Below are 20826 nucleotides of genomic sequence, written 5' to 3'. Positions count from 1 at the left end.
CGTGCAACTCTATTGTGGACGAGTGCACAATGCCAGCAGGAAACCGCTTGAGCGCAGCCGACCTGACCTCTAGGGAACTTGGTTTAATGCAAAGCGCTAACCTTCCACAGGCAGGCCGTTACCCGACGGGCGGCCTTGCTTTCCCGCACCGCGATCTGACCGGCATCGGCCAGCTTGCCCGCCATGAAATCCTCTATCTGCTCGATGAAGCAGAGCAATGGGTCGACCTCAACCGGCAGAGCAAGAAGAAGACCGATCTTCTGGGCGGCCTTACGATCATCAACGCCTTCTTCGAAAACTCCACCCGCACGCTGCTTTCGTTTGAGATTGCGGGCAAGCGTCTGGGCGCAGATGTGGTCAACATGCACGCCGCCACCAGCAGCGTGAAGAAGGGCGAAACGCTGATCGATACGGCGATGACATTGAACGCCATGCGCGCCGATGCCATCGTGATCCGCCATGCCAGTTCCGGCGCGGTGCGGCTGATCGCCGAAAAGGTCGATTGCCCGGTCTTGAACGCAGGCGATGGCCAGCACGAACACCCGACGCAGGCCTTGCTCGATGCGCTGACCATGCGTCATGCGCTGAAACTGCCGATTGGTAGCGACCTCAATGGCCTGAAAGTGACGATTTGCGGCGATATCCTGCACAGCCGCGTCGCGCGCTCGAACATCCTCAGCCTGACCGCGCTAGGCGCAGATGTGCGCGTATGCGCCCCGCCCGCGCTCATGCCCGAAGAAGTGGACGTGATGGGCGTTACGCCGTTCTATGATTTTGATGCCGCGCTAAAGGGCGCGAACGTGGTGATGATGCTGCGCTTGCAGCAGGAGCGCATGAGCGGGCAGTTCATCCCCTCCCCGCGCGAATACCGCCACTTGTATGGCCTCACCCCCGAACGTCTGGCCAAGGCAGAGCCTGATGCCTTCATCATGCACCCCGGCCCGATGAACCGGGGAGTCGAGATCGATTCCACCGTGGCCGATCATCCCACCCGCAGCCTGATCACCACACAGGTGGAAATGGGCGTGGCAATCCGCATGGCCTGCCTTGAAGTGCTGACGCGCCGGACGCGCCAGGTACCCGGCTGGGAAGCACAAGGAGCAGCGGCATGATCGCACCGCCCCTTACCATCACCGGCGGCAAACTGGTTCTGCCCACGGGCGAGCCGCAAACAGGCGCCATCCGCTGCGAAAATGGCCAGATCGTTGCAATGGGCGACGTGACGCCGGTGGATGGCGATACCGTGTTCGATGCCAAAGGCGCGCTCGTCGCCCCCGGCCTTGTCGATCTGGGCGTCTTCGCGATTGATAAGCCCGCGTTCCACTTTGGCGGGATCACGCGCGCCGCGCTGATGCCCGATCAAGGCCCGCCGCTCGATCACCCCGCCCGCGTGCGGTTCGCCGCTCAATCGGGCAAGCCGGACTTGTGGGTCCACCCGCTCGCCGCCGCAACGCGCGGGCTTGAAGGCAGCGAACTGGCCGAACTGGCGCTGATGCGCGATGCGGGCGCAAAGGCGGTCGCCACCGGCCGCACCTGGATCAGCGATTCGGGCGTGATGCTGCGCCTGTTGCAATATTGCGCGATGCTCGGCCTCGTGGTCGTCACCCATGCTGAAGACGCGGCAATCACCGGCAAGGCCGTGGCCACTGCAGGCGAAGTCGCCACACGGCTGGGTCTGCCCTCTGCCCCCGCCGAAGCCGAGGCCCTCGCAGTATCGCGCGACATTGCGCTGGCCGAGCTATCAGGCGCGCATGTCCATTTCCGGCAGGTAACCACCGCCCGCGCCCTTGATCTGGTGCGCGCAGCCAAAGCGCGCGGTATCCGCATTACAGCGGGCGTCACGCCTGCGCACTTCATCCTGTCAGACCTCGAACTGGTCGGCTTCCGCACCTTCTGCCGCCTCTCGCCCCCGCTGCGCCGCGATTCCGATCGCAAGGCCGTGATCGCCGCGATTGCCGATGGCACGATTGATGTGATTGCATCCGGCCACGATCCGCGCGGGCCGGAGGACAAGCGCCTGCCCTTTGCCGATGCCGAACCCGGCATGGCAGGCGCAGAAACGCTGCTGCCGCTCACGCTCACGCTGGTGCGTGATGGCAAAATCTCGATGGCGCGCGCATTTGAATTGCTCGCCACCAATCCGGCAAAGCTGCTGGGCGTATCCGCTGGCAAGCTTGAAGTGGGCGCAGAGGCTGACTTCGCCATCGTCGATCCTGTCCGCCCTTGGGTCGTCAGTTCCGATAAAATGGCAGCCGCTGCGGGCAACACCCCGTTTGATCGCCGCCCCGTTGAAGGCCGCGTCACCGCCCTGTTCAAGGGCGGCGCACAGATCGATTAAAACAGATCGGGCGCAGGCTCCTGTTGGAAGCCCGCGCCCGTTCCCTCTCAAACTGGTTCAGGGTCAGCGCTTGGCCATGCGCGAAGTGACGGCGCTCTGACCCGGCAGGTTCGTCTTGCCCACATCGCGCAGCACCAGACACGGCCCGCCATTGGCCTTGACCGAACCGCACAGCGATGTCGCCGCAGCAAGGCCGGAGAAGCCCGCTGCGCGTACCCGCCACAGCGTCTTGCCGTTGACGGTCACTTTGGTGGTCACGTTGCGATAGCTGGCCAGCGCCGGATTACGTGCGGCAAAATGCCGCCAGGCGCGGCGTGCGCCCTCGGCACTTGCGAACGCGCCCAACTGGACGCCGTGCGGGCTCTTGCCAACCGAAGCAGGAACGGCCTTGGTCGCAGGGGCGGCTGTCTTGACCGGCGGCTTCTTGACCAATTGTACTTTGGGTGTCGCAGCCTTGCTCACCGCAGCCTTGGGAGCCGGAGCCTTATAAACCGGAGCCTTATAGGCAGGGGTGGACGCAGGCAGATCAATCAGCGCCAATTGGCCTTGCAGCGGCTGCGACGAGGCATCGGCGAGGGATGGTTCGACGCCTACAGACTCATCCAGCGGCGCCAGTTCCGATACGACAGCCTGCGCCAGCGGTTCAGCGCGTGTCGCGGCGTCTGCCGAAAGCTGCATCGTCGTTGGGAAATTGGCCAGCGCCAGCGCGGTCGGCTGCCCACTATCGGCGCGCAGGGGCACAGAAAGCAGTTCGGCCACGCGTTCGCGGGTCAATTCACGCTGGCCCATCATCGCCCATGTTTCCATGCGCCCGCTAACATCAGCCGCAGGCAAGTCTTGCGCGGCCATCGCACGGGCCTCACGCCACTGGCCGGAAAGCGCATAAGCCAAAGCCAGATTCTGGCGAATTTTCACGGTGTTTTCGCCACCGCGAATGGCATCGGATAGCACCGCAACGCCCTGTGCCGGCTGCCCGGCCAACGCCACAGCCAGACCATAGTCGGCAGGCGCGAGGCTATCTCGATAGGAATTGAGCGTATCGATCGCTTCGGGATGGCGGCCCAGTGCAATGTCGGCCAGTGCAAGGCTCAGCGCTGTACGGTTGCTATCCTCGCCCAGTTCCATCGCTTCGTCATAGGCTTGGCGCGCCGATTCAAACCGGCCCGATTTGAGATAGGCATTGCCCAGCAACACCCGGTAGGCTGCATTGCGCGGATCGGCCAGCACAGCCTTTTCGGCATTTTCGACGGCCTGCTTGATATCGCCCTTGGTCATTGCCTTCTCGGCGGACGCCACAAATTTGCCAGGTCGGATCGCGCCCGTGGCGCAGCCCGTCAACACGCCTGCGGCCAGCACTGTAGACAAAACCAACCGCACATTACGGCTGGGGACGAAGGTGGCAAAGAGGTTGCTCATTCTCGGGGTTCCTTCAGGCAATCAGTTGCGCGTAGCGCGCCGGGCGATCGTTTCGATCCCGGGTTGATCTGCGAGAAATCGGTCGAGCGCCTCGATCAAGACCGACTGGGCACTGCGCGATTGCAACGTGCAGGCCAGACGGAGGCGCAGATGGCGATATTGGTCGAGCCGCAGCGTAAACGCGGCCTTGCGGCCTTCGGCCAGCGCGGAACGCACTTCCTTGCCCGCTTTCGTGCGGCGCACGGGCGGCATGGCGGTAACGGCGGTAGCCAGCGTTTCAAGCTGCTGGACGATCACAGGTGCTTCGGCAGATGGGACGGACGCATCCTCACCCAGATCGTTCCAGCCAAGATCGTCAGATGCCGCGACAGACGCAGTCTCCCCCATGCTGATCAGCACGCGGCGGTGCTCATCGGCGCTCAGCGCCAGTTGCGGGCGCATCGCTGGGCGGGCAGCGCCTTTGCGGGCCAGCAGACCAGATGACAGTGCGGCAAGGGGTTTGGCTGCGCTCATCATTCCGCCCTCAAGAACCCGCAATGCGGCGGCCAAAGCCACCAATCGGGCGTTGCGCGCCACCTGTCATCGGCATGGCAGAGGCCTGTTGCGGCACCGCGAAAACGGTGCGGCGGAAATTCTTTTCAAGCCGTTCCGAAACATATGTCCACAAAACCGCCACTTCAGCGGCCGATTTGCTGCTCGGATCACATTCCATCACCGTGCGCCCATCGATCATAGAGGCCGCAAAATCAGTGCGTTGGTGCAAAGTTACCGGAGCCACTGTGCCATGCTGCGAAAGCGCAACTGCGGCCTCTGACGTGATACGCGCCTTGGGCGTTGCAGCATTCACCACGAAAATCAATGGCTTGCCCGCGCGATCACACAAATCCACCGTGGCCCCGACGGCGCGCAAATCGTGCGGGCTGGGTCGGGTTGGCACAACAATGAGTTCCGCAACTGCGATAACCGATTGAATAGCCATAGTAATCGCTGGCGGTGTATCAATGACGGCCAGTTTGAAACCTTGCTGACGCAAGATCGCAAGATCGCTGGCAAGACGGGCAACGGTAGTTTGGGCAAAAGCGGGGAATTCGGCTTCACGCTCATTCCACCAATCCGAAAGCGATCCTTGCGGATCGATATCGATCAGAACAACAGGTCCGGCGCCCGCCCGCTGGGCTTGGACGGCGAGGTGCCCGGACAAGGTTGTCTTGCCCGATCCACCTTTCTGCGATGCCAATGCCAAAACGCGCAAAACCTGAACCCCTGCTCAAATCATAAATTTGTGCGTCGAGGATTCGCAGATTGGCCTAAAATTTTAGTTAAGATTTTGGCACAATCGTATAAAAGGCAAGCAGGCTTCGCACCGGGATGCCTAATGCCCGGTTTTTAGCAGTCACGGCCTACCTTGAAGGTTAATATTCAGGCGCTAATACTTTGCTAACGCTTTGTTGACTATAACACGGACTTGTAAGAACCGGTAAATGATCGGCACTATATGGGTAGCGGGATAGACCACATTCGCCTCATGTAATTCACGGCACGAAATCAGGGACGGACTTTCAAATCATGGCACGCTTGACATATGCAGCAGGTTTGAAGGCTGCGCTTGTGGCATCGGGACTGGTGCTGGCCGCCACACCTGCGCTTGCCGATGTAAAAGCGGGCGTCGATGCCTGGTCGCGCGGAGATCATGCACTTGCCGTGAAAGAATGGATGGGCCCAGCCGCCAACGGCGATCCCGATGCCCAGTTCAATCTGGGCCAGGCGCACAAATTGGGCCGGGGCGTGCCGCAGGATATCAAACGCGCCGAAGCCTGGTATCGCAAAGCTGCCGAAAACGGCCACATCAAGGCTGCTGACACGCTAGGACTGCTGCTGTTTCAGGATGGCCGCAAAGCAGATGCCGTGCCGTTCTTGCAGGCATCGGCCGAACGCGGCGATCCGCGCGCTCAGTATATCATGGGCATTGCCCACTTTAACGGCGACGTCGTCGGCAAAGACTGGGTCCGCGCTTATGCTTTGATGAGCAGGGCTTCGGCATCCGGCCTTGAACAAGCCACACGCGGCCTTGGCACCATGGATGGGATGATCCCGCTGGAACAGCGCCAACTTGGCGTTTCGCTGGCAGGAGAGCTTGAGCAACGCGCCAAAGCGGCCCAGTCCCAGCAATTTGCCGCCGCCGATCTTGGCGTGAACGCCACGCCCACCGCACCGATCCGCAGCGCCCAGACCAACGCTGCCATCCAGAGCACAGACCTTCCGCCATCCACGACGAACGGCCCACGACTTGCGTCAGGCCCGGTTACCGCTGGTGCCGATTTCGCCAATCCAGTGGTGATGACACCGCCCAAACGCATTCCGGTACCAGCCGCTACGCCGCCAAAGCCCGTCGCAATTGCGGTGGCCAAACCGGCTTCGGTGACGCCTCCTGCTGCCAAAGGCAACTGGCGCGTCCAGCTTGGCGCGTTTGGTGTGAAGAGCAACGCCGACGGACTTTGGGCCAAAGTGCGCAACCGTCCTGAAATAGCAGGACACAACCGGATTGATCTGCCGTCGGGCAGTGTCACGCGAGTGCTGGCAGGTGGCTATACCTCGCAAGCCGATGCTAACAAGGCCTGCTTGGCGCTCAAGTCTGGCGGGTTTACATGTCTGGTGGTACAGCCTTAACGGCTTGATTATACCAACGTCCTATCCCCGCATCGAAGCGGTCGATTTCCTGCGCGGCGTGGCCGTGCTGGGCATTCTTGCGATCAACATTACCGGCTTCTGGGGACCATCACTCGCCACCTTTTCGCCCGCGATCCCGCAGATGGAACCGGGGGGCGCTGCGTGGTTCAGCGTGGCTTTTGTGGTGTTCGAAGGCAAAATGCGCGCGCTGTTCAGCCTGCTGTTCGGGGCGAGCATGGTGCTGTTTGCCGATGCCGCCGAGCGCGCAGGCGCCAATCCCGATACCGCGCAATTGCGGCGGCTGATGTGGCTGGCGCTGTTCGGTTATTTGCATTTCGCGCTGCTGTGGTGGGGCGATATCCTGTTCACGTATGCGCTGAGCGGGATGGGTGCATTGGCGCTGCGACGGCTTGCGCCGGTGCAATTGCTGGCGATTGCACTGCCGTTCTATGCCGTTACGCAATTGATGGCAGCGTTTGTTGCGCTTCCGGGCGTTTTTATCGAACAAGCCGTGCTGGCGGGCGTTGGCTCGCCTGCCGATATTGCCGAACAAGCAGGGATGATGGTCCGCATCGGCCAATCCGTCAGCGATGACACCGCCATTTTACAAGCGGGCTTTTTGCAAGCCATCAGGCTGAAGCTGACCATGATCCCACTGCACCCGCTCAACGTCGTGCTTTCCACATTCACCGAAACCATGCCGCTGATGCTCATCGGCATGGCCGCGTTACAGGGCGGCTTTTTCACCACATGGTCGCGGCGGAAGATGGCGTGGCTGGCGGTCGTCGGCATCGCATCAGGCGCGCTGCCAACGGTGCTGGCGCTGCAATGGCTGGCTGCGCACGATTGGCCGCCGCGCGCAATGTTTGCCGCGATTGAACACGGCATGGCCTTGCCGCATCTGGCGATGGCCGCAGGCTATGGCGCGCTGTTGATGCTCGTGTTTCCGCAGGTTCAAAGCAGCCTGCCGGGCCGTGCGCTAGTGGCCGCGGGGCGCTGCGCCTTCACCAATTACCTTGGTACAAGCGTGCTGATGGGCGCAATCTTTTGCGGCTGGGGATTGGGCCTTGGGCCAGAGGCACCGCGCGCGTGGCTGCCCGGCTTTGTCCTGCTCGGTTGGGCAGCTATGCTCGCATGGCCGCAATGGTGGCTTGCGCGCTTTGCCCAAGGTCCGCTTGAAGCCCTATGGCGCAAACTGGCCCTGCCCCAAAGTGAGCGGCCCCCAAAGTAACCAGCCAAGCCGGGACCAACACGCTTAGTTAACCCCTGTAAACTATGTTTGGAAACCGGTCCGCACGCCCGCGTCCCGGCACGGGACAGCGCGTTTTGCAGACTCGCATGGCCGCGCGCGAAGGCTTATCCGGGTGAAGCGAAAGGAGAGATGCTGAAATGACGAAGCAACCAAGCCTGTGGAGCAGCCGCTGGGTCCGCGTACCTCTGGGTTTTGTCGCCACATCTGCTGCCTCGCTACTCGCGTTCTATGCCGGCCACGATATCGCCGAGATGGCATTCGGCAACGGCACCGCAAAAGCATCGGTGGTGAAGGCCGAGGCGCCGTTCGACATCGTCGCAGCCCCCAACCCCGCAAACCCTACGCTGGCGGTAGCGCCCGCCGCCGCAGTTGCCCCGCCCGCCGATAGTCCATTCATCGTCAAATCAATCCTGCCGATCAACGAGCCAATCAAGTTCGGCAAGTTCTATTGGGATGAAACCCGCGCGCCTGCCACCGGCCCGCTTGTGGTAACGGTAGACCTGACCGCGCGTGTCATCAGCGTATTCCGCGATGGCCATGAAATCGGCGCAGCAGCGATCCTCAAGGGCTATGGCGAGAAGCCCACCCCCACCGGCATTTTCCCGATCACCGAGAAAGACGCTGATCACGTCTCGAACATCTATGATGCCCCCATGCCGCACATGATGCGCCTAACCAATGATGGCGTAGCCATCCACGGCAGCAAAGTTCAACTGGGCTATGCCACCAATGGCTGCGTCGGCGTGCCCGATGATTTCGCCGCCAAACTGTTCAAAGTGGCCAAGCTCGGCGACAAAGTGATCATCACCGATGGCAAGAAAATGTCCGTCGGCGATCCGATTCTGGCCGGTGAACACGCGCTTTAGAGCGCCCGTGCACAACCTCTGGATTGCTTCCCAGCGCTCTCAATGACGAGCTCAAAGCACTTCATACCCCTCACCCAGCGCCTCTTTCAGCTTGTCCAGCGCCTGCGCCTTCAACTGGTGCACGCGCGGGATGCTGACGGTGAGCACTTCGGCGATCTCGGCAAGGTTCAGCTCTTCCACGAAATACAACTGGATGATCATTTGCAAGCGTTCGGGCAAACTGCCGATAGCCGCCGCCACACCCTCGCGCATTTCCTGATCGGCCAGCATGGCAAAGCTGTCCGGGCGATCATCGGCAAAGGCCGCATTGCTGTCGGAATAGGCATCGTCGATATGTTCGAACCGCAAGGGTTCATCCGCCGCACGCTGATCGGCCAACTGGTTTTCGGTCATTCCCATCGAAGCGGCGAGCTCCGCCTCGCTGGGCGGACGGCCCAGTTCGGTTGAAAGGGTCGCGGTCTTTTCGCGCAGCGCCCGCCGGCGTTCGGTGGCAGAGCGTGACAGAGGCGTTGACCGCCGTACCAGATCGACCATCGCCCCGCGCACGCGCAGTTTGGCATAAGCGGCAAAGCCGTCCTCGGTCGGGCCGGAATGTTTTTGCGAACATTCTGTCAGCGCAACCAGCCCCGCCTGAATCAAATCCTCCAGCTCTATCCCGGCGCGGCCAGAGCCGTGGACGTGCCACGCCAGACGTTTGACCATCGGCAGAAACCGCCTTATCCGGTCGCTGACTTCGTCCTTTTTATAAGCCTGTGCGGCGGCGAAACTGCGTGGATCGTGTTTCATGCGGCAATTCCCTCAGGGATCGGCATCGCTGCGCTCTCTTGTTGGGGCGCTTCGCCGCCGATGACCGAGATAACCTCGATCGGCTGCGAAGGCGGGAGTTCGGATATGGAAAGGACAAGGCATTGCGGCGCGCGCTGGCGCAGCAGTGCCGCCAGCGGACGGCGCGCGCGCGGCTGGACGATCAGCGCAATCGGCGGCGCTGCGGGGCCACGCTCGGAAATGATCGCAGAGATACGTTCACCAATGCCGCGCGCCAGATCGGGTTCGATCACCGGCTGGCCCGTGGATGGATCGTGCATCCCCGATACGATCATCTGTTCAAGGCCCGCTTCCAGCGTGACCACAGGCAGACGCTCATCGGCGGCGCAAATGCGCCCGATCACCATCTCGCCCAGCGAAGCGCGTAGCAGATCAACCAACCGGTCGTGATCCGTGGTTTGCTGCAAGGCCTGGCTCAAGGCCGACAGGATCGGGATCGGATGACCAATCGACAGGCCGTCATCCAGCAGCGCATGGAACAAGCGAGTCAGCGCACCCAATGACATCGGCGCAGGATGGATCGTTTCGACCAGCCCAGCCGAGCGCTCTTTAACGCCCTCAAGGATCGCCTTGACCTCATCGGGGCCAAGCAGCGCCGATGGCCGGTCACCGAGCACCTGATTGAGATGGGTGGCGATGACCGTGCTGGCATCGACCGTCAGGAAACCCTCGGCGATCGCCAGATCGCGCTGCGCCGGATCAATCCAGATGGCGGGGCAGCCAAAGCTTGGGTCGCGGGTCTTTTCACCGCGCAATCCGTGATCAGAATTGGCCTCGCCCGCATCAATCGCTAGGACCTTATCGGGCCGCATTTCGGCCACGCCAATCGGCACCCCGCCCAGCAAGATACGATAGGCATTGGGGCCAAGCTCCAAGGAATCCCGCACACGGAATTGCGGCACGATAAAGCCGAACGTCTGGCTGAGCTGCTTGCGAACACCGGTAATCCGCGCAACCAGAGGCGATCCGCGCCGCTCATCAACCAGATGGATCAGGCCATAGCCCATCTCGATGGTGACCAGCGTATGGTCGCTCACATCATCAAGCGTGATCCGCGCCGGATCGATAGCGGGCGGTTCAGGGATCACCACCGGCACTGGCCGGTCGGCGCGCTTCTTCAGCGTCCACCACAGCCAGCCGGAAATCCCCGCAGCGGGCAGGAAAATAGTTTGCGGCATGGCCGGGATAAGGCCGACGGCGGTCATGACGACGGTGACCGGCAACCAGATCGCGGGATTGGCGAACTGGCCGCCAATCTGCCCCGCCAGATCGCGGCTATCGGAAACACGCGTGACGATCACGGCCGCCGCGATAGACAGCAACAGCGAGGGCACTTGCGCCACCAGCGCATCGCCCACCGCCAGCGTGATATAGAACTGCGCAGCCTCGGCAGCGCTCAACCCATGCGTGATCATGCCAAGGCAGAAACCGGCGATGATGTTCACGCCAAGGATCAGCAGCGCGGCAATCGCATCGCCCTTCACAAACTTGGACGAACCATCCATCGAACCATAGAAATCGGCCTCGGTGGCAACCTCGCGGCGGCGCGCCTTGGCTTCGTCTGCGGTCATGATCCCGGCGGCCAGATCGGCGTCGATCGCCATCTGCTTGCCGGGCAAGGCATCCAGTGTGAAGCGCGCCGAAACTTCGGAAACACGGCCCGCGCCCTTGGTCACCACGATCATGTTGATGATCATCAAAATCATGAACACGAACAGGCCGACGGCAAAATTGCCCCCGATCAGAAACGCGCCAAACGCCTCGATCACATGGCCCGCCGCCGCGCCACCTTCATGGCCGTTGACCAGAACGATGCGGGTGGACGCGACGTTCAGCGCAAGGCGCAGCAACGTGGCAAACAGCAGCACCGACGGGAACGAGGAGAAATCGAGCGGCTTTTCCGCATTCATCGCCGCCATCAGGATCGCGACCGAAAGCGCGATGTTCAGCACGAAGAACACGTCGAGCATCACTGCCGGGATCGGCACGACCATCAGGACGATGAGCGTCAAAACACCGGACGGCAGGGCAAAAGCGGCGGGAGAGCCAAAGCGTTTGAACACGGATTACAGCCCCAATGCCGAAAGACGGCCATAGGCCTGACGGACATGGGCCGGAGCCGAGCCGCCATCGTTCAACGAAAAGGTCTGGCGCAAAGTATCGGCCATTGATGCGGCAGGCGGCGAGGCAGCGGCAATTAGGGGATTGCCGGAACTTGCCGCCGCGCCCTGGAATTCGCGCGCGATGGGGCCGCCGCTGAACTGCGCTGGCGCCATGGCGGGTGAAATGCCTATCGATGCCGCCCATTGCAGTGCCTCATCGGCTCCGGAGTCCCCGGACGCCCCGGCCATGCGCTTGCGGATCAAGCCCATCACTTCGTTGACAGACCGGGCAACGCCCCTTGCACCATAAAAGGTGGAACGGTTGGCTGCGGCCGCCGCTGGCAGTATCTCGGCGGCGCTTTGGGCAGGGTTGCGATTGAGCGCAGTCAGAAACTTGGACGCACCCTCCGCACCAAAGAAATGCGCCAGATAAAGCTCGGCATGATCGGGTTTGCGGCCCAGCGTGGCGGTCAGATATTCACTGTTATCATTGGCCAGTTCGCCCGCCATTAGCGAGGCGACTTGCGGATCGAACCGCATCGCCAGCAATTGCGCTTTGGCCGCCGGATCACTAACCGATCCGCCCTGGATCAGCTCGCTCGCCCAGCCAAGGCCGTGACTGGCGCCGTGTTTGTCGAGCGTGCGCAGCCATGTTTCGCCGGTAAATTGGTAAAGCCCGCTCGCGCTGGATGTGCGCGCGCGGGCGGTGGGATCAAGGCTCGATTCAAGCTTGGCTTGCGCCATCAGAAAGCCGAAGTCGACGCCTGTCGCCTGTGCAGCACCGGCAATGGCCGAACGCACGTTGGCCCCGGAATCACTCGGCGTGGTCGGGGCACTTGGCATTCTCGTCGGATCGTATGAACTCACGCCTTGTCCCTTCCGTCCGCATCACAGCGGCATCACGGAAGGTGTTCAGCAAAGGCCGTGCCAAATGGCTCAGGCGCTGCGCAAGCGGTGAACTTGCGCGCCTGCACGATAGAGCGGCGTGCTGCCGGTAAGCGCATCAAGCCGCGCCGAAACATTGGCGGCAATCAGGTTGCGCACCCGGCGATTGGCCTCGTTCAGGCGGCGCGCAGAGTCCAGCAGCGCACGGCATTCCTCGTCCACCAGCGCATCGCCGACATCGGCCAAAGTGCCGCACAGCTCTGCCTTGCTTGAAGCGCAGCCCATGATCAGATCAAGGTCCAGTCCGGCAAGCGCGTGCCGTTCTTCCTGCAGCACGGCAAGCATCTGCCGAAGCGTATCGCGCAAGGGCGAGGTCACTTCTGCGCTTGTGCCGGTGACAGGGCGGGCTGTGGTGGTGTTGGTCATCAGGAGGCAGTCCTCAACAGCATTCCGGCAGCAATCATGGCATCGGCGATACGCGCCGGGACCAGCGGGTAGTTGCCCTTTTCGATGGCCTGGCGAATGTCTTTCACCCGCTCGATATCGACAGGTGCAGCAGCGCCGGCATCAAGCGCTGACGAACGCTGGACATTGGCAGCAGGTCCGGCATCGGCAACAGAAGTCGCTTCCGAAGCAACGACAGCAGGAGCCGCTTTGGCAGTGGTGGCAGTTTTGACTTGCACCGGCCCAACCGGACGCGGTGCACCGATTTCAATAGATGACATGGTGACGCTCCTAGCGTTTCATGCATCCAAGAACGGCGATCTAAAGGAAGCTTTAAGGGGCCATGCGGAAAAATTTTGCCGGTTTGTGAAATTTATCCGGCAACCGCATCATTCCACCGGCACGATGACCAGTCCGGGCCGCGACACTTGTGCGCGGATCGGCGTGGCTTTGGCGCTGGTACGCACGCGAATCCACGCGCCCACTGCGCCTGCCTCCATCGCTTCGCCCGATTGGGTCACCGAAAAGCCCTCGCCTGCAACCGCGATGGTAATTGCCTCGCCGCGTGCAACAGCCAGTGGGGCCATCGGGGCAGCGCCTTGCCGCCCATTGCCGGAAACGGCAACAAACAGCCGCCAGCCACCCACATCCGGGCACTGCACCAGCACGTTGTCTTGCCGGTTGCCGTACCATGAAAGCGCCAGCGGGGAATAGCACTGGGCCAGCCGCATCCGGCGGTCTACAGGCAAGTTTGCGCCTCCCGGCACGCCAATGCCCGCGCCGGTAAACGCGGCAATTGCGGCATCTATCGCTACCAGATCGTGGAAACCTCTGGCCTGTGCCGCTGCCGTTGGCACTTGCGTAAAAGCAGCCAGCGCTGTTGCGGCAGCAGTGGCGATGCGGAGGGAAATCTTCATGGGGCGTGTCCGGCAATAGCTTCAGAATGCAGCCATCATCGCAATCATCGTGCCAAAGCCGCTGTAACCACGGCGGTTGCGGGCGGTGTGAACCCCTCGCTCGCATAAGTCAGCGATACGCTGGCACCGGCACGATCACCCGGTTCCACCAGAATACGCGCCCCGCTGGCCCTTGGCCCACCTTCTGCAACAAGCTGGACAGCTTGCGCCACGGCTGCATCGCGCTTCTTGTCGGCAAAGCGCACGATAATCTGCACTTCCAAACGGGGGTCAGCCGCCACTTGCGCCAGCCATTGCGCCAGCGGTGGCGCGCCTTCGCCCGCGCTCCACACGGCCACCGGCTCGGACGTGAACGCCGCGGCAATGGGGGCTGGAGGGACTGGCGGCGGCGGCGCTTTGGGCGCGCTATTGGTCTGGGCGAGCGCCGAGGCGGTCACCAGAAACAGGATCAGCGATAGATCGGCCAGCGCATATTGCCAGCCGGTGCCCGCACGCACGATCATACGTGCTGTCTCTCGCGCGGGACCACCTGCGGGCGCAAAGGCTGGACGCGAGGCGGAACAGCGGATTCAAGCTGCGCAGTCAGCCAATCAATCACGTCCTGCCGTGCGTTCTCCTCTGCCTGCGCGTGGCGTTCCACCATGCGCGCCAGCGGGGCAAGCACCAGATTGGCCAGCAGCAGCCCGTAAAGCGTGGTCATCACGGCAGTAGAGATCGCGCCATTCAGCGCGCTGCTATCCAGCCCGCCTGTGGGCAATTGGCTAAGCGATACCAGCGTGCCGACCATGCCGAACACCGGCCCCAGCTCAGCCGCCTGCGCCAATGTGCGCACGGCCGTATTGGCCGTTGCCATGCGTTGGCGGCGAAAAGTGTGATGGCGGGCGATCAGCGGATCAAGCGAACGCTCGCGGATCAGCGCCTCGGTGCCCTCGTCAAATTCCCGGTCTCCGGTGCTGCGCGGCGTAACCCGCAGCACCCCGTCACGGACGATGGCGGTCACCTGCGGCGCAAGATCGGCCTTGGCCTGTTCTGCGGTAAAGCGCGGATGCCACAGCCCGCCCAAGGCCTGCCCGGTCACAGCCAGTTCGTGCCAGCCTGCGCGCAGCACGGTGGCAAGCGCGGTCCCGCCCAGCACAATAGTGGCCGAGATGCCGTCAATCAGCAGCGGAAGTTGCATGGACCGGGGGTCTCCTCAAGGCAAAGAACGGCAGGCGGCAGGCAAAATTCAGCCCCTTGCCTGCAATTTGCCGCCATCCGGCAATGCTTTGCCGCTTGTGCCCGCCCGCGCCGCGCCCGGCCCCGCATTTGCGCGTTTGGCACAGGGCTTGCTGGAACACCGGCATTACTCCCTCTGGCAAGACCCAAGGTACGATACGATGTCTGAGTCCTTATTCGGCATTCACGGAAAGGCACTGGAACTGCGCTCGCAGCGCATGGGCCTGCTGACGTCCAACATAGCGAACGCGGCAACCCCGGGTTTCAAAGCCAAGGACATCGATTTTGCCACAGCCCTGAAAGCCCGCACCAATGGTGCCAGTGCGGATCAGGCGATGACCGCGGCCACACGCTATCGCATACCGGTGATGCCCAGCCTTGATGGCAACACCGTGGAGATGGCGACCGAACAGACAGCCTTTGCCGAAAACGCGGTGGGCTATTCGGCCACACTCAACTTCCTGCGTGGCCGGGTCGAGACAATCACCCGCGCAATAAAGGGCGAATAAGCCATGCCAAACAATGCACCGCTCAATCTGTTCCAAGTCACCGGTCGGGCCATGTCGGCCCAATTGGTGCGCATGAACGCAGCGGCATCGAACCTTGCCAACGCCGGCACTGTCACCACAAGCGAGGCCGAGGCCTATCGCCCGCTGCGCCCGGTTTTTGCCGAACAGCTCGATCAGGCCAACGGCCTTTCGACGGTGCGCGTCGCAGGCGTCAAGCGTTCAGATGCCACCCCCATTCGCCAGCACGATCCCGGCCACCCGCTGGCCGATGCCAATGGCGATGTCTGGACCGCCCCGGTCGATGAGAACGCCGAGATGGTCGAGATGCTCGAAAGCTCGCGCCAATACCAGAACGTGGTCGAGGCGATGCAAACCGCAAAGCAGCTCATGCTCGAAACGATGAGGATGAAATAATGTCAGTCGCTTCTGTAACCTCCACCTCCGGTGTCACCGGCTCCAAATCCAACACCACCACGGCCAAAGGCTGGGGCGATTTGGGCGCCGAAGATTTCATCAAGCTGCTGACCACGCAGTTGAACAATCAGGACCCGACAGAGCCGGTGGATAACACGCTGATGCTGGCGCAACTGGCCCAGTTTTCCAACTTGTCCAACACCAACGAAATGAAGGAATCGCTTCAGACCATCACCGGTCAGAACGACACCCTCGCGCAGATTTCGGCCAAGCTCGACACGCTGAACAGCACGATCGCCAAGCTTGCGTCCACCCAGACGCCCCCATCCGCCACCGTTTGACCACCTTTCCCGCAGGAGACCCACATGTCCTTTTACACCTCGCTCAACGGCCTCAAGAACGCGCAGACCGATCTTGGCGTAATCAGCCACAACATCGCCAATGCTGAAACAACGGGCTTCAAGAAGAGCCGGACCGAGTTTGCCGATATTGTGGTGGGTAGCGCGTTTACGAACCCGAAGCTGGTCGTGGGCATTGGCGCAGCGGTTGAATCGATTAGCCAAAATTTTGCGCTCGGCCCCATCGAGCAAACCGGATCAGCCCTGGATCTGGCGATCAACGGCGACGGGTTTTTCACCACCAAGAATGTGGTAACCCAAGAAACGCTCTATACCCGCAACGGCAGCATGACCGTAGATGGCTCGGGTTTCATCAGCGATGGCTCGAACAACCGGCTGCAAGTGTTCCCGACAACGACTGCGGGTGTCATCACGTCGCAGACGCCCGTCGACGCACTAATTCCAGCCAGCAATGGCGTTGATGCCAACGGTAATCCTATTGATTTTGCAGGCATTACTGTTGCCGATGATGGCGCGGTAGTTGCATCATATGCTGACGGATCAAACCTGATCATCGGCAAAGTAGCGTTGGCCAGCTTCATCGCGCCGCAGGGCCTGAAGCAAGTGGGTTCGTCCAACTGGGTGGCATCGGGAATTTCAGGCGCGGCAACTTATGGCCAGCCCAGCACCGGTCAATACGGCTCGCTGCTGTCGGGTGCGCTGGAGCGTTCCAACGTGGACATCGCCGAGGAACTGGTGAGCCTGATTACCGCCCAGCGCAATTTCCAGGCGAACGCCAAGGCGATCGATACGGCCACCCAGATTTCGCAGACCGTGATCCAGCTCCAGAGCTAATTCTCTTACTGTTCAATCCTTTAGCTTGAAAGCCGCCCGATGGACCGCCTGATCTACACCGCCTATTCCGGGATGACCGGATCGACCGTGCGCCAGCGCGTGATCGCCAGCAACATGGCCAACGCCCAGACCATCGGCTTTCGCGCCGAGATGCTGACGACCACGCCGATGACGCTGAAAGGCCCCAGCCTTGAAGCACGCGCGATGACCGATGGCGAAGTGCGCGGCTCTTCGATGGCGCAAGGTTCGTTGATCGAAACGGGCAAGCCGATGGACGTGGCGCTAACCGGCGACACCATGCTTTCGGTACAGGCCGACGATGGAACCGAAGCCTATACCCGGCGCGGCGATCTTTCGATCAGCGCAGGCGGCGTGCTGCAAAACGGGGACAACCGCCCCATCATCGGCGAAGGTGGACCGATCACCGTGCCTTTAGGATCGAAGGTCACGATCTCGCCCGATGGCGGGGTGAATGTTGCAAACCCCGAAGCGCCGGATCAGCCGCCGCAGAATGTAGGGCGGATCAAGATCGCTTCAACGACAGGAACCGCCATCGACAAGGGGCTGGACGGCCTGTTCCGTGTCACCGGTGGCGGCGTGTTGCCGCAAGACGAAGAGGCCAAGCTGATGGTCGGCAGTCTGGAACAGTCCAACGTCGATCCCACGCGCATCCTTGTCGAAATGGTCGAGGCGCAGCGCCTGTTCGATATCCGCACCAAAGTCGTCAGCCAGGCGCGCGAGGTGGATGAATCCAGCTCTGCCCTGATGCGCATTTCGTGATTTCAGAAAGGTAAAACCCCATGCCAAGTTCCGCCCTGCACGTCGCCCGCACTGGGCTTGAGGCGCAAGACACGCGGATGCGCGTGATCGCCAACAACCTTGCCAATATCGGCACGACCGGATTCAAACGCGACCGCGCCAACTTTGCCACCCTGGCCTATCAGGACGCCCGCGTTGCAGGCCAGCAGTCCTCGAACGAGACGGCTTATGCCACCGGCCTGAACCTTGGCACCGGCGTTGCGCTTCAGGCGACTACGCGGATCGATACGCAAGGCACACTGCAAACAACCGGCAATGCGCTGGACATGGCGCTGGACGGCGATGGCTATTTCCAAGTCACCATGCCCGGCGGCGTGCTTGCCTATACCCGTGCAGGCAACTTCAGCCGCTCAGCCGAAGGTGTGCTGGTGACCGCGCAAGGCTATGCGCTGAACCCCGCCATCGCGATCCCTGAAGGGGCAAGTGCGATCACGATTTCGCCTGATGGCATCGTTTCGGCAACCGTTGCAGGACAGGCAGAACCTGCCGAACTGGGCCAGATCACCATTGCCAGCTTCGCCAATCCCGGCGGCTTGCGTTCAATGGGCGACAACTTCTTGCAGGAAACCGCAGCCTCGGGCGCGGCGCAAGTCGGCATTCCCGGAGAGCTGGGCCGGGGCCGCATCCAGCAAGGCTATCTTGAAGCCTCGAACGTCAATGTCGTGGAAGAGCTCGTCGACATGATCGAGGCGCAGCGCGCTTATGAGATCAATTCCAAGATGATCTCGGCCGTCGATGAAATGCTCCAGAACGCCAACCAAACGCTGTGATAGACATGAACACCCCCTTCGAGCACCATTTCTCGGGCTATGCATCGTTGCCCCCCCGCCGCCGCAAAAGCGCTCTGCGCGCGATGGTTATAGGAACGCTGGCCACTGCTGCTGTCGTATTCCTGACCGATCCGGCAAACGCCGCGCGGCCCAAGCCCGGTTTCGAACCGACGTTGCCGCAAAACCCTGCGACGGCGCAGCCGCAACCGCCCACCGCCGGATCAATCTTCAACGCGAGCACCGGCTACACCGGCTTTGTCGAAGGCAGGCGCGCGCATCAAGTTGGCGATCTGGTGACGGTCGTGCTGATCGAAAACCTGACCTCTGCCAAGACCGCTGTGGCCCGTACGCAAAAGCAAGGCCAGTTCGCGGTCACCCCCCCCTCGGCGGGGCCACTGTCGTTTCTCAACCCCAATGCCCTTAATGCATCAGGCGGATCGTCGTTCAATGGTCAGGGCAACGCCTTGCAAACGAGCACGCTCGCAGGGGACGTGGCTGTGACCATCGCAGAAGTGCGGGGCAACGGCACCGCGCTTGTCCGCGGGGAGAAGCGCATGATGCTAAGCCAAGGGCAGGAATGGGTACAATTTTCAGGGATCGTGCGCCTTGGCGATATCGATCAGGAAAACCGCATTCTTTCCACCCAGATCGCGGATGCGCGCGTTGAATACACCGGGAATGGCTCGGTCGGACGCGCAAGCCGCGAAGGCTGGTTAAGCAAGTTCTTCAATGCAGTTTCGCCCTTCTAAGGCCTTATGAATATGCTGGTCCGCTTCATTCTGTCCCTGCTCATCAGCTTTGCGGCGCTCTTGCCAGCGCCCGCCATGGCCGAACGCGTGCGCGATCTGGGCGAGTTCCAAGGCGTGCGCGCCAACCAATTGACAGGCTATGGAATCGTCGTCGGGCTTGCAGGCACGGGCGATGACAACCTTGAATATCTGACGCAGGCCATGCGCGGCACCGCCGGGCGGCTGGGCATGCAATTGCCCCCCGGTATCTCCCCGCCCTTAAAGAACGCAGCGGCGGTCATGATTACAGCAGACCTGCCCGCCTTTGCCAAACCCGGCCAACGTATTGATGTAACGGTATCAACCATTGGCAGAGCGAAGTCCTTGCGCGGCGGAGCTTTGATTATGGCCCCACTTTATGGTGCAGATGGCCAGATTTACGCGATGGCGCAGGGCAACCTTGCCGTTGGCGGCCTCGGCATTACCGCACGCGATGGTTCGCAGCTGACCGTCAACGTGCCAACTGTTGGCCGCATCGCCGAAGGGGCCTCCGTCGAACGTGCGGTGTCCTCCGGCTTTGATAGCGGCGAAGTGTTGCGCTGGAACCTGTTCGAAGCCGATTTCCTGACCGCACAGCGCGTGCGCGATGCGATCAACGCGCGTTTCCCGCAATCGGCCACCATCGAAGACGGCATCACGCTGGCCTTGCGCTTGCCTGCGGGCGCAGATTCGCGCGCGACGGCGATGGCATCAATCGAGATGCTGGACATCACGCCTGCCGAAACCGCAGCGCGCGTTATTATCAACAGCCGTACGGGCACTGTGGTAATCAACAACGCGGTTCGTTTGTCCCCAGCTGCGATCAGTCATGGCAGGCTGGTGGTCAAAATCGATGAAAAGAGCCAGGTTTCACAGCCCAATGCGCTTGGCCGTGGTCAAACGGCAGTGACGCCCGCCAGCCAGATCGATGTGGCCGAAGAGGGCAACAAGGTTACCTTGTTCAAGCCCGGCGCTTCGCTGTCCTCGCTGGTCGATGCGCTGAACAAGTTGGGCACAAGTCCATCAGATCTTGTTGCGATCCTTGAGGCGCTCAAACAAGCTGGCGCGCTCAAAGCTGAAATGGTGGTGATCTGATGGAGATCTCCCCCACCACAGCCGCCACCGGTCTGAGCCTTGGCCCCAAGGTCGCCTCCGAGCGCGAGAAGCTGGCAGGCGCTGCCAAGCAGTTCGAAGCGATTTTTCTGCGGCAGATGTTGGCCAGCGCGCGTGCTGCCAGCCTCGACAGTGATGGCCTGTTTGGCCAGATGGACCAGACATTCGTGCAGATGCGCGATGATCGCTTTGCCGAAATCGCATCGAACACCGGCATGCTGGGCCTTGCCAAGCAGATCGAGAACCACCTTGCCGCGCTGCTTCCGCCGGAAGCGGGCGCAAAAGCTGCGACAGCGGAAGGGGGCAAGTAAGCC

General features: G+C 61.7%; 25 protein-coding genes. 14 read left to right on the top strand and 11 right to left on the bottom strand.

Annotated elements, in window-relative coordinates:
* Positions 1 to 86: 86 nt before the first annotated feature.
* Together IP81_RS15480 and IP81_RS15475 are read left to right on the top strand one after the other, a co-directional pair.
* On the top strand, positions 87 to 1112 hold the full coding sequence (locus IP81_RS15480) for an aspartate carbamoyltransferase catalytic subunit (protein WP_054108911.1): 1026 nt from the start codon (positions 87 to 89) through the stop codon (positions 1110 to 1112).
* On the top strand, positions 1109 to 2338 hold the full coding sequence (locus tag IP81_RS15475) for a dihydroorotase family protein (RefSeq protein WP_054108910.1): 1230 nt from the start codon (positions 1109 to 1111) through the stop codon (positions 2336 to 2338). Before IP81_RS15480 ends, IP81_RS15475 begins: the two co-directional genes overlap by 4 nt.
* A 63-nt stretch (positions 2339 to 2401) precedes the next feature.
* Here IP81_RS15475 and IP81_RS15470 read toward each other — a convergent pair whose 3' ends face one another.
* From IP81_RS15470 to IP81_RS15460, 3 genes are read right to left on the bottom strand one after another with little or no spacing between them, the layout of a single operon-like run.
* Positions 2402 to 3754 (bottom strand): SPOR domain-containing protein, encoded by a 1353-nt coding sequence (locus IP81_RS15470; protein ID WP_054108909.1) that lies wholly within the window; start codon positions 3752 to 3754, stop codon positions 2402 to 2404.
* Between the two features lie 21 nt (positions 3755 to 3775).
* The gene (locus IP81_RS15465) at positions 3776 to 4267 is read right to left on the bottom strand and encodes a hypothetical protein (protein WP_082356224.1); all 492 of its coding nucleotides are present in this window, start codon (positions 4265 to 4267) and stop codon (positions 3776 to 3778) included.
* Between the two features lie 10 nt (positions 4268 to 4277).
* Positions 4278 to 5006 carry a ParA family protein gene (locus IP81_RS15460; RefSeq protein WP_054108907.1) on the bottom strand — a complete coding sequence of 243 codons (729 nt, stop codon included), beginning with the start codon at positions 5004 to 5006 and terminating at the stop codon, positions 4278 to 4280.
* Positions 5007 to 5320: 314 nt separating this feature from the next.
* Between IP81_RS15460 and IP81_RS15455 the strand changes: the two genes are divergently transcribed.
* The 3 genes from IP81_RS15455 to IP81_RS15445 all read left to right on the top strand — a co-directional run bounded on the left by IP81_RS15455 (position 5321) and on the right by IP81_RS15445 (position 8539).
* The gene (locus IP81_RS15455; RefSeq protein WP_054108906.1) at positions 5321 to 6421 is read left to right on the top strand and encodes an SPOR domain-containing protein; all 1101 of its coding nucleotides are present in this window, start codon (positions 5321 to 5323) and stop codon (positions 6419 to 6421) included.
* 4 nt (positions 6422 to 6425) lie between these two features.
* Positions 6426 to 7652, top strand: a complete 1227-nt coding sequence (locus tag IP81_RS15450; protein ID WP_231626922.1) for a DUF418 domain-containing protein — start codon at positions 6426 to 6428, stop codon at positions 7650 to 7652.
* Between the two features lie 158 nt (positions 7653 to 7810).
* Entirely contained in the window at positions 7811 to 8539 is a 729-nt protein-coding gene (locus IP81_RS15445; protein ID WP_054108905.1) for a L,D-transpeptidase family protein, read from the top strand.
* A 51-nt stretch (positions 8540 to 8590) separates the two neighbouring features.
* Here IP81_RS15445 and IP81_RS15440 read toward each other — a convergent pair whose 3' ends face one another.
* The 8 genes from IP81_RS15440 to IP81_RS15405 form a co-directional block, all read right to left on the bottom strand.
* Complete coding sequence (locus IP81_RS15440) at positions 8591 to 9325, bottom strand: sigma-70 family RNA polymerase sigma factor (protein ID WP_054108904.1); 735 nt, start codon at positions 9323 to 9325, stop codon at positions 8591 to 8593.
* A complete protein-coding gene (locus tag IP81_RS15435) occupies positions 9322 to 11358 on the bottom strand; it encodes a flagellar biosynthesis protein FlhA (protein WP_231626937.1) in 2037 nt (678 codons plus the stop codon). Before IP81_RS15435 ends, IP81_RS15440 begins: the two co-directional genes overlap by 4 nt.
* Positions 11359 to 11430: 72 nt before the next feature.
* On the bottom strand, positions 11431 to 12333 hold the full coding sequence (locus IP81_RS15430; RefSeq protein ID WP_231626921.1) for a lytic transglycosylase domain-containing protein: 903 nt from the start codon (positions 12331 to 12333) through the stop codon (positions 11431 to 11433).
* A gap of 69 nt (positions 12334 to 12402) precedes the next feature.
* Positions 12403 to 12777, bottom strand: coding sequence for a flagellar protein FlgN (locus tag IP81_RS15425; RefSeq protein ID WP_369800766.1), 375 nt, complete (start codon positions 12775 to 12777; stop codon positions 12403 to 12405).
* A complete protein-coding gene (gene flgM, locus IP81_RS15420; protein ID WP_082356219.1) occupies positions 12777 to 13076 on the bottom strand; it encodes a flagellar biosynthesis anti-sigma factor FlgM in 300 nt (99 codons plus the stop codon). The genes IP81_RS15425 and flgM overlap by 1 nt, the downstream gene beginning before the upstream one ends.
* Before the next feature lie 108 nt (positions 13077 to 13184).
* Entirely contained in the window at positions 13185 to 13712 is a 528-nt protein-coding gene (locus IP81_RS15415) for a flagella basal body P-ring formation protein FlgA (RefSeq protein WP_082356218.1), read from the bottom strand.
* Between the two features lie 44 nt (positions 13713 to 13756).
* Positions 13757 to 14215, bottom strand: a complete 459-nt coding sequence (locus IP81_RS15410) for a hypothetical protein (RefSeq protein WP_054108901.1) — start codon at positions 14213 to 14215, stop codon at positions 13757 to 13759.
* Entirely contained in the window at positions 14212 to 14889 is a 678-nt protein-coding gene (locus tag IP81_RS15405; protein WP_054108900.1) for a MotA/TolQ/ExbB proton channel family protein, read from the bottom strand. Before IP81_RS15405 ends, IP81_RS15410 begins: the two co-directional genes overlap by 4 nt.
* A 199-nt stretch (positions 14890 to 15088) precedes the next feature.
* Between IP81_RS15405 and flgB the strand changes: the two genes are divergently transcribed.
* The 9 genes from flgB to IP81_RS15360 are packed head-to-tail and all read left to right on the top strand — an operon-like array spanning position 15089 to position 20823.
* Positions 15089 to 15436 carry a flagellar basal body rod protein FlgB gene (gene flgB, locus IP81_RS15400; protein WP_054108929.1) on the top strand — a complete coding sequence of 116 codons (348 nt, stop codon included), beginning with the start codon at positions 15089 to 15091 and terminating at the stop codon, positions 15434 to 15436.
* A 3-nt stretch (positions 15437 to 15439) separates the two neighbouring features.
* Positions 15440 to 15850 (top strand): flagellar basal body rod protein FlgC, encoded by a 411-nt coding sequence (gene flgC / locus IP81_RS15395; protein ID WP_054108899.1) that lies wholly within the window; start codon positions 15440 to 15442, stop codon positions 15848 to 15850.
* Positions 15850 to 16191, top strand: a complete 342-nt coding sequence (locus tag IP81_RS15390; RefSeq protein WP_082356217.1) for a flagellar hook assembly protein FlgD — start codon at positions 15850 to 15852, stop codon at positions 16189 to 16191. Before flgC ends, IP81_RS15390 begins: the two co-directional genes overlap by 1 nt.
* Before the next feature lie 24 nt (positions 16192 to 16215).
* Positions 16216 to 17043: a flagellar hook-basal body complex protein gene (locus tag IP81_RS15385; protein ID WP_054108898.1), complete on the top strand. Its 828-nt coding sequence runs from the start codon at positions 16216 to 16218 to the stop codon at positions 17041 to 17043.
* A gap of 39 nt (positions 17044 to 17082) precedes the next feature.
* A complete protein-coding gene (locus IP81_RS15380; RefSeq protein WP_054108897.1) occupies positions 17083 to 17823 on the top strand; it encodes a flagellar basal body rod protein FlgF in 741 nt (246 codons plus the stop codon).
* A 20-nt stretch (positions 17824 to 17843) separates the two neighbouring features.
* Positions 17844 to 18632 carry a flagellar basal-body rod protein FlgG gene (gene flgG, locus IP81_RS15375; protein ID WP_054108896.1) on the top strand — a complete coding sequence of 263 codons (789 nt, stop codon included), beginning with the start codon at positions 17844 to 17846 and terminating at the stop codon, positions 18630 to 18632.
* Between the two features lie 5 nt (positions 18633 to 18637).
* Positions 18638 to 19381 carry a flagellar basal body L-ring protein FlgH gene (locus tag IP81_RS20500; RefSeq protein ID WP_054108895.1) on the top strand — a complete coding sequence of 248 codons (744 nt, stop codon included), beginning with the start codon at positions 18638 to 18640 and terminating at the stop codon, positions 19379 to 19381.
* Positions 19382 to 19393: 12 nt separating this feature from the next.
* The gene (locus tag IP81_RS20495) at positions 19394 to 20494 is read left to right on the top strand and encodes a flagellar basal body P-ring protein FlgI (protein ID WP_369800765.1); all 1101 of its coding nucleotides are present in this window, start codon (positions 19394 to 19396) and stop codon (positions 20492 to 20494) included.
* Positions 20494 to 20823, top strand: coding sequence for a hypothetical protein (locus tag IP81_RS15360; RefSeq protein ID WP_054108893.1), 330 nt, complete (start codon positions 20494 to 20496; stop codon positions 20821 to 20823). Before IP81_RS20495 ends, IP81_RS15360 begins: the two co-directional genes overlap by 1 nt.
* Positions 20824 to 20826 lie beyond the last annotated feature (3 nt).

This window comes from Novosphingobium sp. AAP83, assembly GCF_001295795.1.
Classification (GTDB): domain Bacteria; phylum Pseudomonadota; class Alphaproteobacteria; order Sphingomonadales; family Sphingomonadaceae; genus Novosphingobium.
This window is presented reverse-complemented; position numbering and strand designations above follow the sequence as displayed.